At 34.1% G+C, this 12,185-nt stretch carries 14 protein-coding genes; 8 read left to right on the top strand and 6 right to left on the bottom strand.

Annotated elements, in window-relative coordinates; all coding sequences use genetic code 11:
* Positions 1–54 precede the first annotated feature (54 nt).
* A complete protein-coding gene (locus Q5I06_RS03605) occupies positions 55–1,050 on the top strand; it encodes an LLM class flavin-dependent oxidoreductase (protein WP_305516662.1) in 996 nt (331 codons plus the stop codon).
* A gap of 16 nt (positions 1,051–1,066) precedes the next feature.
* Here the strand turns inward: Q5I06_RS03605 and Q5I06_RS03600 are convergent, their stop codons facing one another.
* Positions 1,067–2,707 (bottom strand): L-lactate permease, encoded by a 1,641-nt coding sequence (locus tag Q5I06_RS03600; RefSeq protein ID WP_305516661.1) that lies wholly within the window; start codon positions 2,705–2,707, stop codon positions 1,067–1,069.
* A gap of 226 nt (positions 2,708–2,933) precedes the next feature.
* Between Q5I06_RS03600 and Q5I06_RS03595 the strand changes: the two genes are divergently transcribed.
* The 6 genes from Q5I06_RS03595 (at position 2,934) to Q5I06_RS03570 (ending at position 7,992) form a co-directional block, all read left to right on the top strand.
* Complete coding sequence (locus tag Q5I06_RS03595) at positions 2,934–3,677, top strand: (Fe-S)-binding protein (RefSeq protein ID WP_305516660.1); 744 nt, start codon at positions 2,934–2,936, stop codon at positions 3,675–3,677.
* Positions 3,674–5,128 (top strand): LutB/LldF family L-lactate oxidation iron-sulfur protein, encoded by a 1,455-nt coding sequence (locus tag Q5I06_RS03590; protein ID WP_305516659.1) that lies wholly within the window; start codon positions 3,674–3,676, stop codon positions 5,126–5,128. The genes Q5I06_RS03595 and Q5I06_RS03590 overlap by 4 nt, the downstream gene beginning before the upstream one ends.
* Complete coding sequence (locus Q5I06_RS03585) at positions 5,121–5,762, top strand: LutC/YkgG family protein (RefSeq protein WP_305516658.1); 642 nt, start codon at positions 5,121–5,123, stop codon at positions 5,760–5,762. The genes Q5I06_RS03590 and Q5I06_RS03585 overlap by 8 nt, the downstream gene beginning before the upstream one ends.
* Before the next feature lie 9 nt (positions 5,763–5,771).
* Positions 5,772–6,227 carry a thioredoxin-dependent thiol peroxidase gene (gene bcp / locus Q5I06_RS03580; protein WP_305516657.1) on the top strand — a complete coding sequence of 152 codons (456 nt, stop codon included), beginning with the start codon at positions 5,772–5,774 and terminating at the stop codon, positions 6,225–6,227.
* A 71-nt stretch (positions 6,228–6,298) separates the two neighbouring features.
* The gene (locus Q5I06_RS03575) at positions 6,299–7,141 is read left to right on the top strand and encodes a biotin synthase (protein WP_305516656.1); all 843 of its coding nucleotides are present in this window, start codon (positions 6,299–6,301) and stop codon (positions 7,139–7,141) included.
* Positions 7,141–7,992: a YihY family inner membrane protein gene (locus Q5I06_RS03570; protein ID WP_305516760.1), complete on the top strand. Its 852-nt coding sequence runs from the start codon at positions 7,141–7,143 to the stop codon at positions 7,990–7,992. Before Q5I06_RS03575 ends, Q5I06_RS03570 begins: the two co-directional genes overlap by 1 nt.
* A gap of 29 nt (positions 7,993–8,021) precedes the next feature.
* Here Q5I06_RS03570 and Q5I06_RS03565 read toward each other — a convergent pair whose 3' ends face one another.
* Positions 8,022–9,233, bottom strand: a complete 1,212-nt coding sequence (locus Q5I06_RS03565) for an argininosuccinate synthase (RefSeq protein ID WP_305516655.1) — start codon at positions 9,231–9,233, stop codon at positions 8,022–8,024.
* A 100-nt stretch (positions 9,234–9,333) separates the two neighbouring features.
* Here Q5I06_RS03565 and Q5I06_RS03560 point away from each other — a divergent pair, with 100 nt between their 5' ends.
* Entirely contained in the window at positions 9,334–9,483 is a 150-nt protein-coding gene (locus Q5I06_RS03560; protein WP_305516654.1) for a hypothetical protein, read from the top strand.
* 5 nt (positions 9,484–9,488) lie between these two features.
* Here Q5I06_RS03560 and Q5I06_RS03555 read toward each other — a convergent pair whose 3' ends face one another.
* Genes Q5I06_RS03555 through accD form a run of 4 tightly spaced genes read right to left on the bottom strand, consistent with a single transcriptional unit; the run spans position 9,489 to position 12,185 of the window.
* Complete coding sequence (locus tag Q5I06_RS03555; protein ID WP_305516653.1) at positions 9,489–10,511, bottom strand: hypothetical protein; 1,023 nt, start codon at positions 10,509–10,511, stop codon at positions 9,489–9,491.
* Positions 10,508–10,873: an RNA polymerase-binding protein DksA gene (gene dksA / locus Q5I06_RS03550; RefSeq protein ID WP_305516652.1), complete on the bottom strand. Its 366-nt coding sequence runs from the start codon at positions 10,871–10,873 to the stop codon at positions 10,508–10,510. The genes Q5I06_RS03555 and dksA overlap by 4 nt, the downstream gene beginning before the upstream one ends.
* A 9-nt stretch (positions 10,874–10,882) precedes the next feature.
* Positions 10,883–11,338, bottom strand: a complete 456-nt coding sequence (gene rlmH, locus Q5I06_RS03545; protein ID WP_305516651.1) for a 23S rRNA (pseudouridine(1915)-N(3))-methyltransferase RlmH — start codon at positions 11,336–11,338, stop codon at positions 10,883–10,885.
* On the bottom strand, positions 11,310–12,185 hold the full coding sequence (gene accD, locus Q5I06_RS03540) for an acetyl-CoA carboxylase, carboxyltransferase subunit beta (RefSeq protein ID WP_305516650.1): 876 nt from the start codon (positions 12,183–12,185) through the stop codon (positions 11,310–11,312). The genes rlmH and accD overlap by 29 nt, the downstream gene beginning before the upstream one ends.

Genomic DNA, 12,185 nt, shown 5'->3' with positions numbered 1-12,185 from the left:
TACTATTTTGAGTAAATATTCTAAGATTTTGATATTTAAAAACTAGGAGATAAAATGTCTCTCAATAATATTCCCTTTTCTTTTCTTGATCTTGTTCCAGTGTTGCATAATGGCTCTATTCAGGAAGCTTTCAAAAATTCTCTCTTCATGGCAAAAAAAGCAGAAGAGCTAGGATTTAAGAGATTTTGGTTGGCAGAACATCATAATATGGACGGTATTGCTTGTTCTGCTACGCCTGTACTTATTAGCTATATTGCTTCAAATACTAAAACTATCCGCGTTGGATCTGGTGGAATTATGTTGCCAAATCATACTCCTTTGGTTGTTGCAGAACAATTTGGCACACTTCAAGAGATTTATGGAAATCGTATAGATCTAGGCGTTGGTAGGGCTAGAGGTGGAAATTATGAAAGTGCATTGCTAGTAAGAAAAGAGAGGATGTTTAGCGATGAAAACTTTTTTGAAGAGTTCCAAAATTTGGAGGATTTTCTAGGTAATACTGAAACTTCGAAAGTAAAAGCAATACCTGGATACAATACAAAAGTTCCACTCTACTTACTTGGTTCAAGTCTTTATAGTGCACAAATGGCTGCAAAAAAAGGATTACCTTATGCGTTTGCTTCTCATTTTGCACCTAAATATCTTTTAGAAGCACTTAAACTTTACAGAGAAAATTTTATTCCTTCTGAGATGTTGGAAAAACCTTATGCCATTGTTGCTTTACCCTCATCTTTGGCACCTACTCAAGAAGAAGCTTTATTTTTAGCGAGTAGTTCTTATCAAAGAGCTTTATCTCTTTTTAGAGATGGCAGCTTGAGACTTAAGCCCCCTGTGCCATTTTTGGATATTGATTGGAATCCAAATGAAAAAGTATCTGTTTTAAGCCTACTTTCACAAATGGTTATAGGAGAAAAGAGCAATGCTAAAAAATTCTTATCATCGCTTCTTTGCAACACACAGGCAGATGAATTTATATTCACTTGTGATATTTATGATCAAGATAAAAGAATCCGTTCTTTAGAACTTCTAGCACAAGTAATGCAAGAATAAAATCATTCCCTAAATTTTAGGGAATGATTTGGGGAATAACGTAAGCTATAAAGGTTGTAATAACCCCTATAGCAACCACAAAGAAAACTGAATACTTCACAGTAAATCTAAATAATTCTGATTCTCTACCCACAAGTCCTACTGCAGCACAAGCAACTGCAATACTTTGAGGACTGATCATTTTTCCTACTACTCCGCCTACAGAATTTGCTGCTAAAAACAACACTTCAGGAATTCCAAGTTGTCTTGCTGTAAGTTGTTGAAGTGTTCCAAATAGAAGATTTGAACTTGTATCGCTACCTGTTAGGAAAACCCCAATCCATCCAATAATCGGTGAGAAAAAGGTAAAAGCATGTCCAGTGTTGGCAAGTGCAAGTGCAAGGGTTGCTGATATACCACTATAGTTTGATATAAAAGCAAAAGAAAGCACAAGTCCAATGGTAAGTATAGGGAATTTCATTTCATTGAGAGTCTCTCCAAATACTCCTAAAGCTTCTTTTGGTTTGACTCTAAGAATAAATATACTCAAAAGCGCAGCAACAAAGATAGAAGTTCCTGTAGCATTGATAAGCGGAAGTGAGAATATAACTTTTCCTATAGGTTTTTCTTCAGTTACTACAGGAGGGGTTTGTATTATTTGTTGGCTGATATTGTGAAACTCAAATGAAAAATTTGTAAATGCCAAAACTCCATCTGGCTTGAATAGCTCTTTAAATGCAGGTTGTGTCCAAATAAAAATAGTGATTATGAGGAGTACAAAAGGTATCCAAGCAACGATAACTTTGCAGATATGGTGTTTGTTTTCTGGTTTTATTTCTTCTTTTCCATCAGTGCGGAAAATTTTCTTAGGTTGCCAGAATTTTAAGAAAATTGTCGTTACTACAATAGAAACAATTGCTGAAATAATATCAGGAAGTTCTGGTCCTAGATGATTGGAAGAAAAATACTGCACTATCGCAAAAGAACCCGCCGCAACTACTATGGCAGGAAAAGTTTCTTTAATCCCCTTATAGCCATCCATTAGAAATACAATAAAGAATGGAACAAATAATGTCAAAGGAGGTAGCATTCTGCCTACCATAGCTGAAATATCCGCAGCTGGTACATTTACTACTCCTGCCATTGCAATAATGGGAATTCCAACTGCACCAAAGGCTACAGGAGCAGTATTTGCAATCATACATAATCCAGCCGCGTATAAAGGACGCAACCCCAATCCTACGAGTATAGCCGCAGTAATTGCCACAGGTCCGCCATAACCTATTGCTCCTTCTAAGAATGCTCCAAAACAAAACCCTATCAATATAACCAATATTCTATGATCAGGGGTTATAGAGAGAATACTTTCTCTCAAAATATCAAAATATCCTGATTTTACAGATAATTTGTATAGAAAGATTGCTGCTACAATGATCCAAGCAATCGGCCACAATCCATATAAGAAACCATATCCAAAAGCAGATCCAACCATATCTATGGGCATATCATACACAAAAATAGCGATAATTGCCGAGAAGACCACTGTTATAAATCCTGCAGTATGGCCTTTGAGTTTTAGCACAATTAGCGAAATAAAAAAAAGTAATATAGGTAAAAATGCCACAAAGGCACTTAGCCAAATGTTATCTAAAGGGTTATAAATCTGTGTGTACTCCATCTATTTTTCCTTAGTTTTGTTATTTCTTCTAGTTTGTAATTTTTCTAAGAGTATAGCCAAAACACCTAGTAGCATTTTATTTTTTAGATGATAAAAATTATTTCTAATTAATTTTGTGTAATTATGTATCAAAAATGATATTAAGCAAAATAACTCAAAGATTTTGCTACGGATTTTTTTATGCTTTTTAGGATATATTTATACTAAATCTTAAAAGGAGATAATTTTGAAGGTCTATTTTTTTTCTACCTGTCTAGGCGGGATTGCTTATAGTGATACTTGTGTGAATGCAATAAAGCTCCTTCAAAAAGAAGGGGTAGAAGTCGTATTTAAAAAAGACCAAACTTGTTGCGGACAGCCAAGTTATAACTCAGGTTATTATGATGAGAGTAGAAAAGTTGCCCTGTATAACATTAATTTGTTTGAAGGAGATTATCCTATTATTGTTCCTAGTGGCTCTTGTGCGGGTATGATGAAGCACGATTATTTAGAGCTTTTTGAAGGGCATAAGGATTATAAGAGGGCAGAGGACTTTTGTGAGAGAATTTTTGAACTCAGCGAATTTTTGGATAAAAAACTAGGAGTGAGATATGAAGATAAAGGAATGCCTATCAAGATCACTTGGCATTCAAATTGCCACGCTTTGCGAGTGGCTAAAAGTATAGAATCTTCCAAATCACTTTTGAGAAGTCTTAAAAATGTTGAGCTTATTGAACTTGAAAGAGAAGAAGAATGTTGCGGATTTGGTGGAACATTTAGCGTAAAAGAGCCTGAAATTTCTCAAGCAATGGTTAATGAAAAGATTGCAGATATTCATTCTAAAAATATTGATTATTTGATTGCTGGCGATGCTGGATGTTTGCTCAATATCAGTGGAGCTATGGAAAAAATGGGATCAAAGGTAAAAACAGAGCATCTGTATGATTTTCTAGCTAAAAGAGTTGGTATCAGCGAAGGAGATTTGAGATGAGTGATAACTCTTTATTTCATTCTAATGAACAATATGAAGACACCATAACCAAGAAACTTTCTGATACCCAACTTAGAAAAAATCTCAAATCCGTGATGAGTACTCTTAAAACCAATCGTAAAAATCTTATCAAGGCTAGATACACTGATTGGGAAGGATTAAGAGAGCTTGGGAAGGCAGTTAAGATAAAAGCACTCTCACATTTAGATGAATTTTTAGAGAGATTTGAGGCAAATGCTTTAAAAAATGGTTTTCATATTCATTGGGCAAATAACGCTCAAGAAGCTAATGAAATCATTTATAATCTAGCAATACAAAAGCAAGTCTCCAAGATACTAAAGGGTAAGTCTATGGCTAGTGAGGAAATCCACCTCAATAAGTATCTTAAAGAAAAAGGAATCCTTGCAACAGAAACAGATCTTGGGGAACTCATTATTCAACTTATTGATGAGCCTCCTGTGCATATTGTGGCTCCAGCTATTCATAAAAATCGTTATCAGATAGGCGAAATTTTTGCCGACAAGTTGGGATCTAAGCTTGAATCAGAACCTGAAAAGCTTAATGCTATTGCAAGAAAACATCTAAGAGAGGAATTCAAAGACTTTAAAATGGGTCTATCTGGAGTGAATTTTGCCATTGCAAATGAAGGTGCAATTTGGTTGGTAGAAAATGAAGGCAATGGGAGGATGAGTACTACAGCTTGTGATATTCATGTAGCAATTTGCGGGATCGAAAAGGTTATAGAAAGTTTTGAAGATGCTTCTATTTTGGATACCTTGCTTGTTCCTAGTGCTGTAGGGGCTTCTATCACTTGTTATAATAATATTATTACAGGTCCTAGAAAAGAAGGCGAACTCGATGGTCCAAAAGAAGTTCATATTGTGATGCTTGATAATAATCGATCTAATATTTTATCTGATGAGCATTATTATCGATCTTTGAGCTGTATTCGTTGTGGAACTTGTCTCAACCACTGTCCTGTATATGATAAAATAGGAGGACATGCTTATTTATCTACTTATCCTGGACCTATTGGAGAGGTTATTTCTCCACAACTATTTGGGTTGGATAATTGTGGGTATATGGTGAATCTCTGTAGCCTATGTGGAAGATGCAGTGAGGTTTGCCCTGTAAAAATACCTTTAGCAGAGCTTATAAGAGACATTAGAAGTGAAAAGGTAAAAGAAGGTAGAGGAGGCGTGAAAGGTTATGCAAATATCCATCAGAACAAAGCTGAAAAAATGGCTATGCAGATGTTTTCTTCTCTAGCTACTAGTGGAGTGAAATGGAGGATACTTTTGTGGTCAGCTAGGGCATTTTCACCACTAATGAAAATGACTCAACATATTTTGCCAGGACTGAAAAACTGGACATCTTGTCGCACCTTTCCTAAAATCAACGCTACCTTGCATCATAAAATTAAACATATGAAGGGGGTTGTTTATGAGTAAGACAGAAATATTAAAACGTGTTCAAAATGCTTTGGGCAAAAATCATATTCCAAAAGATAATATTCCTTATTTTAAAGATATTCTTAAGTATGAAAATGTAGATTTGATTGAAGAATATAAACGTCTCCAATCTAATAATCGTGCAAAAGTCCTCTTATCTGAAAAACAAAGCTTAGGCGATGATATTCAAGGAATTTTAGAAGAGATGGGAAGCAAAAAAATCCTCTATAGCTTGGATATCCCTTTTGATATCTCTACTTTGGGGGGAGGGTTTGAAAAAATTGCTTATGACAAAGATGTAGAAACAATGCGTTCAGAACTTTTTGGTATTGATACTTCAATTATAAAGGCAGTATGCGGGGTAGCCAACCTAGGTATTATAGGGATTGTTTCAACTCCTTCTTCTCCCCGTTTAGCATCTTTGATAACACCTAATTGTTTGATCTTGCTTGATAAAAACAATATCGTTAGCAATTTGTTTGAAGGCACAGAAATACTCAAAAAACAATCAAAAAATGGGGTTTTACCCACAAATATGCTTTTTATTGCTGGTCCTTCTAGGACTGCTGATATAGAACTTCAGACAGTTTTTGGAGTTCATGGACCACAGAATGTGGCTGTTATTTTATATTAAAGGATTTAAATGAAGTTAGAAATAGGCGATAAAGCCCCTTTTTTTAAGTTAAAAAATCAAGATGATGTTGAAATCGCTCTTACGGATTTGATTTCAAAAAAAGTTATTTTATATTTTTATCCCAAAGACAATACACCAGGATGCACAATTGAAGCACTTGATTTTACAGAAATGATAGATGAATTTGAAAAAAAAGGTGCAGTTGTTGTTGGCATCAGTCCTGATAGCACTAAAAGTCATAAAAAATTCATACAAAATAAAGAGCTTAAACACATTCTGCTTAGTGATACTGATAAAGCTGTCGCGACAAGCTATGGAGCGTATGGTAAAAAGATGATGTATGGGAAGGAAGTTTTTGGAATCATACGATCTAGTTTTATCATAGGTCAAGATGGACGCATAGAAAAAATATTTTATAATATAAAAGCCAAAGGACATGCCAAGGATGTTTTAGATTCTTTGTAGGATTTAAATGATTTTTGGCTTACAGCCTTTATTTGTTATAATTAGATTGAAAAATAAAGGAAGGTTTTAATATGGATAAAGGGATATTTTTGTGTTCAATTTCAAATGTTAGTAGTGGAAATTGTAGTGAAGATTGTGGATATTGCACACAAAGCTCACATTATCACGCTGATATTGAAAAATACAAATTTAAAGATGCTGATATTGTGCTCAAAGAAGCTCGTTTATTGAAAGAATATGGGGCGTTGGGCTTTTGTTTGGTAACTGCAGGACGAGGATTGGATGATAAAAAATGTGAGTATATTGCTAAAATAGCAAAAATGATCAAAGATGATGGATTGGATTTGCATATTATTGCTTGTTGTGGAAGAGCTGACTTGGATTCTTTGGTATATTTGAAAAAAAATGGCGTAGATAGTTATAACCATAATTTAGAGACTTCGAAAAATTTTTTCCCCAATATTTGCACCACCCATCCTTGGAATGAGAGATTTGAAACCTGTGAAAATGCACTTAGTGCAGGGCTTGGGTTGTGTAGCGGAGGAATATTTGGATTAGGAGAAAGTTGGGGGGACAGAATAGAGCTTTTAAAAGCATTACAGATACTTTCCCCGCATTCTACACCGATTAATTTTTTTATTCAAAATCCTGCTCTTCCCATTAAACAACAGACATTAAGTCGTGAAGAGGCACTAGAATGCGTGGTTTTAGCTAGAGAGTTTCTGCCTAAGGTACGATTGATGATTGCAGGGGGTAGAGAAGTTGTTTTTGGTAGAGATCAAAAAGCCTTATTTGATTGTGGTATTGATGCAGTAGTGCTTGGGAATTATCTTACAGCAAAAGGAGATGCTCCCCAAACAGATGTAGATATGATAAAATCTTATGGATTAAGCATCGCTAGTGTTTGTCATTGATGAAATTTGCTGTTATTAGAAATTTTTCTATCGTATTTAAAGATAAAATTAAAGAAGTTGTAAATTTCCTAACTCATGAACAGGCCATGTTTTATTATGCTTCTTCGCTCAGCTTTTATACTGTTTTTGCGATGATTCCCTTGCTTCTAATCCTTTTTTCTATCGTGTTAAAATTTCCTAATTTCCAAAATAAATTCAACGAATTTAAAGCGTTGATACTTTCAAACATTCTTCCAGATTATACCGGAGTGATTGTATCATTTTTTGATACTTTTGTTCAAAACAGCTCCAAAATAGGAACAATAGGTTTTGTATATGTTTTATTTACTTCGCTGATGTTTTTTCGCAACTATGAATTTATTACTTCGAAAGTTTTCAACTCTAAACCCAGAAGATTTTTTGAATCTTTGATAGTTTATTTGGTAATGATGGCGGTTTTTCCGGCAGGTATTTCAATATTGATTTATTTTAGTGCTGAAGTTCAGGGGGTTTTTAAAAATAAACAAAATATAAGTATTTTCGCCAATGTGCTTGCATGGTTGGCAACTTGCTTGTTATTTTTAATCCTTTTTAAGATTTCTGCAAATAAACGATTGAATAAAAAATTATTATTGCTCACTTCTTGTTTGAGTGCAAGTCTGTGGTATTTTCTTAAATGGGCTTTTGTGTATTATGTGTCTTACAATAAGACTTATCCAACTCTATATGGTTCGGTTTCTGTGCTATTGATTTTGATGCTCTGGGTATACATTTCTTGGCTTGTATTGCTTTTTGGAATGCGTATTTATGAAGCTCTAATAAGTGATTTTGGAAAAAAAAGAGAATCTTTGAGTTTTAAATATAAAGTTTAAGAAACACTTCGAATTCGAAGTGTTAAGAGTTATTTTTTGAGTTTTCCAGCAATGATAAAACGTAAGGCATTTAGCTTGATAAAACCCTGTGCGTCTTTTTGATTATAAACACTATCTTCTTCAAAAGTGCTATAAGCTTGGCTAAACAATGAGTTTTTGGATTCTCTTCCTGTAATAATTACATTACCTTTATATAGCTTAAGATAAACTTTTCCTTCTACTTTTTCTTGTGTCTTATCTATCAAAGCTTGAAGAGCTTCTCTTTCTGGAGAAAACCAATATCCGTTGTAAATTAGAGAAGCATATTTTGGCATTATTTCATCTTTTAGATGAGCTTCTTCCCTATCTAGACAAAGTGACTCAATAGCTCGATGAGCCTTGAGCATAATAGTGCCACCAGGGGTTTCATAACATCCTCTAGATTTCATTCCTACATAGCGATTTTCTACAAGATCAAGTCTTCCTATACCATGTTTACCGCCTAACTCATTGAGCCTTTCTAGTAGTTTTGCAGGACTTAAGGGTTTATTGTCAATACTTACAGGATCGCCATTTTTGAATTCTATTGTAATGCTTTCAGGAATATCGGGTGCTTGTAGAGGAGAGGTTGTCCATCGCCACATATCCTCTTGTGGCTCTATGCTTGGATCTTCTAATATCTGCCCCTCATAAGAGATGTGCAAAAGATTCGCATCCATAGAATAAGGTGATTTATTACCTTTTTTTTCTATAGGTATTCCTGCTTTATCAGCATAGTTCAAAAGTTTTTCTCTAGAGTTTAGATCCCACTCTCTCCATGGTGCGATGATTTTTATATCAGGATTTAAGGCATAAGCACCTAATTCAAATCGAACCTGATCGTTTCCTTTTCCTGTTGCACCATGTGATATAGCATCAGCATTCACTTTTTTGGCAATTTCCACAAGTTTTTTTGCAATCAAAGGACGTGCAATACTGGTTCCTAGAAGGTATTCTCCTTCATAAATCGTATTAGCTCTAAACATTGGAAATACAAAATCACGGACAAATTCCTCTCTGAGATCTTGAATGAAAATATTTTCGGATTTTATTCCTAGTCTTTTGGCTTTTTCTCTAGCGGGTTCAACCTCCTCGCCTTGTCCAATATCTGCAGTAAAAGTGATTACTTCGCATTTATATTGTTCTTGTAGCCATTTTAGAATAACACTTGTATCAAGCCCGCCCGAATAAGCCAAAACTACTTTCTTAATCTCTTTTGTCATCTCTAGTCCCTTTTGGTTGGTTGAAATCAGCTCCCGTATTCTATCAGAATTATACAAAAAGTGATATACTCATTCATATTTAATAAGGCGAGGTATAAGGATGCAGTTGATTGATATTTTTGGTATCTTGTTGGTTGTATTTGTCATTGGAATTGTTATTTATAGGATTTTGGGAAGAAAAAAATCTAGTTGCGGATGTGGTTCTAACAAATGCTCCAAACCCAAACACTACTCATCAAAAGATGAGTGATTTGATTATTGTATTCCAAAAAAAAGATTTACAGGATAGTTTCTACCCATTTTTTTAAGTTCAAGATAAGCATTAATAATGAGAAAATCATCTTTATTGTGTGTGGAAAGTCTTTCTTTGGCTTGCTCTATCATTTCAAGATCTATGAGTGCGTATAAGTAAGCTTTTTCAGCTTTTTCGTCATTGTTTGCAAGTTTTCCAAAAATTTTTAGCCACATATCTGGGGATAAAAATGGCTTGGATTCTTTGGCAAGTCTTAGATAGTTTATTTCTGCATATTGAACACTTTTACATAACTTGGTGATATTATCTATTTCAAATGTGGCTCGATTTTGTGAGTATGCTACAAATAGCTCTCTGAGCATTTCTTTATCAAGAAAGCTTCTTGAGAGTTCCAAAGCCTTTTGAATTTCTTTATCACTTGAGTTTTGAACAATTGCAATGAAGGCATATTTCTTCAAATCAGTACTTAATGTTCCCTTCAAAACATCAAGAGCAAATTTGGTATCTTTTGAAATTTTATTTTGAGTGTTTTTGATAAAAAATTCATTATCTTCAGATAAATCATACTTTTTAATATCTTGTTCGATACCCTTGTCTATTTGCTTATAAGCTTCAAAAAGCTTGTCTATTTTGCTATAAGTGCTATTTTGGGAATTTAGATTTGCCTTTAAATCAAATCTAGCAAGTATCTTTGAAAGTAGATCAAAATGATGGTTTTTATAAGTTTCTTTTGGAGGATTTTTTCTTGTATTTTGTTCAATGATTTGATGAATAATTTTTTCAAAGTCTCTGTTGTTGTAATATTTTGTGAGCAAACCTCTTATCCACTCGCCTAAGAAAAAAATTAGAGAAATCACAAAAAATACTAACACGATAATAGCTACCCATATTGCGATAGGTAAATTGAGAGATTCCCCTTGATGTGATGCTGATAGGGTATAGCTACCACTATTTAGGCTATAAATATATATAGCTGTAGCAATGATAAATAAAACAGCAAACATAATATAATATTTAAATTTCATTTCTCACCCCTGTTTTTAGACTTTTCGTGCAATTCACGACATTTGATACAGTATTTAGCATGAGGTTTGATTTTGAGTCTTTCTATATCAATTTCATCATCACACATTTCGCAAATACCATAAGTTTCATTCTTGATTTTCTGCAATGAACTCATTATATCTTGTAATTCTAATCCGTGTTTTTGGATAATCAAAAAATCAAGCTGACCTTGTAAGTTTGCTGATACAATATCGCTCTGATCTTTGAGATTAGAATTATTGAGTTCTTTTAAGGAAATATTTCGCATATCGATATTTGAACTGATTTCATTGATTCTATCTTTGAGTATCTGTTCGAAATATTTCAGAGTTTCTTTTTTCAATGTCATCTCCTATTTGTGGTATGGATGATTATGGATAATGCTTAAAGCACGATAGATTTGTTCGCAAAGAATGATTTTTGCGATCTTGTGGCTAAAAGTAAGCAAACTTAAACTAATAGAGGTTGTTTTTTTCACAAACTCCTCTTCAAATCCATATGCACCACCAATAAAAAAATTGATTTTATTGTAATTTTTTATCAGTTCAGCAAAAGCAAAAGTATCTCGCATTTTTCCATTTGGGTGCAAAGAGATATTTATATCTCCAGCAAGATAAGGTAAAAGGGCTTTTGTGTAGGATTTTTGAGCGTTTTTTTGAGAGATTTTTTGGGCATTTATAATATCGTTATTTATGATATCTTTAATTGTTAATGTTGTGCCAAATTGCTTACACTGTTTTTGGTAGTGAATGATGGGTGCTCTCCAATCATCGCTAGGTTTAGTGATCGAGTATAGGTTGCATTTCATAATTCGGATTAAGCATACCAATAATATCGCTCAAAGTTTTTTTCAACTCTTTTCTAGGGACAACCATATCAATGAGCCCATGTTCAAGTAAAAACTCTGCAGTTTGAAAATTTGAAGGAAGATCTGCACCGATAGTTTGTTTGATAACTCTAGCCCCTGCAAATCCTATCATTGCACCAGGTTCTGCAATGATAATATCTCCTAAAAACGCAAATGAAGCACTCACGCCACCAAAAGTAGGGTCGGTAAGCAAAGATATAAAAGGCAATCGAGCTTTGCTGAGCCTGTTGAGTGCTGCACTAGTTTTTGCCATCTGCATAAGAGAATAGGTAGATTCTTGCATTCTTGCTCCACCGCTAGTGGAAACAATTAGCAAAGCTTGTTTTTTGGCAATAGCACGATCTATGGAACGTACAATTTTTTCACCTTCCACAGAGCCTAAACTCCCTCCCATAAATTCAAAGTCAAATACCACAATTTGTAGGGTTTTGTTATTGATACTAGCTTCACCAGATATAACAGAGCTTGGACGTCCTGTTTTGCTTTCATATTTTTTAATTCTTTGTTGATAGCTTTCTTTATCTACAAATTTCAGCGGATCAATCGGCTTGAGTGTTTTGTCATATTCAACAAAACTTCCTTCATCGCACAAAAGCTCTATTCTATGGGTGGCTGAGATTCTGAAATGATAATTACATTTAGGACACACTTGAGATTGAGAAAAGACTTCTTTGTGATACATCAATGCGGCACAACCAGGACATTTTATCCAGTGATTACTCGCATCTTTTTGTGATGATTTTTTTTCGTCTTTTTTGAGATTTTTTAAAAAATCTGCAAAACCCAT

The sequence above is a fragment of the Helicobacter cappadocius genome, assembly GCF_030688855.1.
Classification (GTDB): Bacteria; Campylobacterota; Campylobacteria; order Campylobacterales; family Helicobacteraceae; genus Helicobacter_J; species Helicobacter_J cappadocius.
The sequence above is the reverse complement of the archived record's forward strand: the minus strand, read 5'-3'. Positions and strand labels throughout refer to the sequence as shown.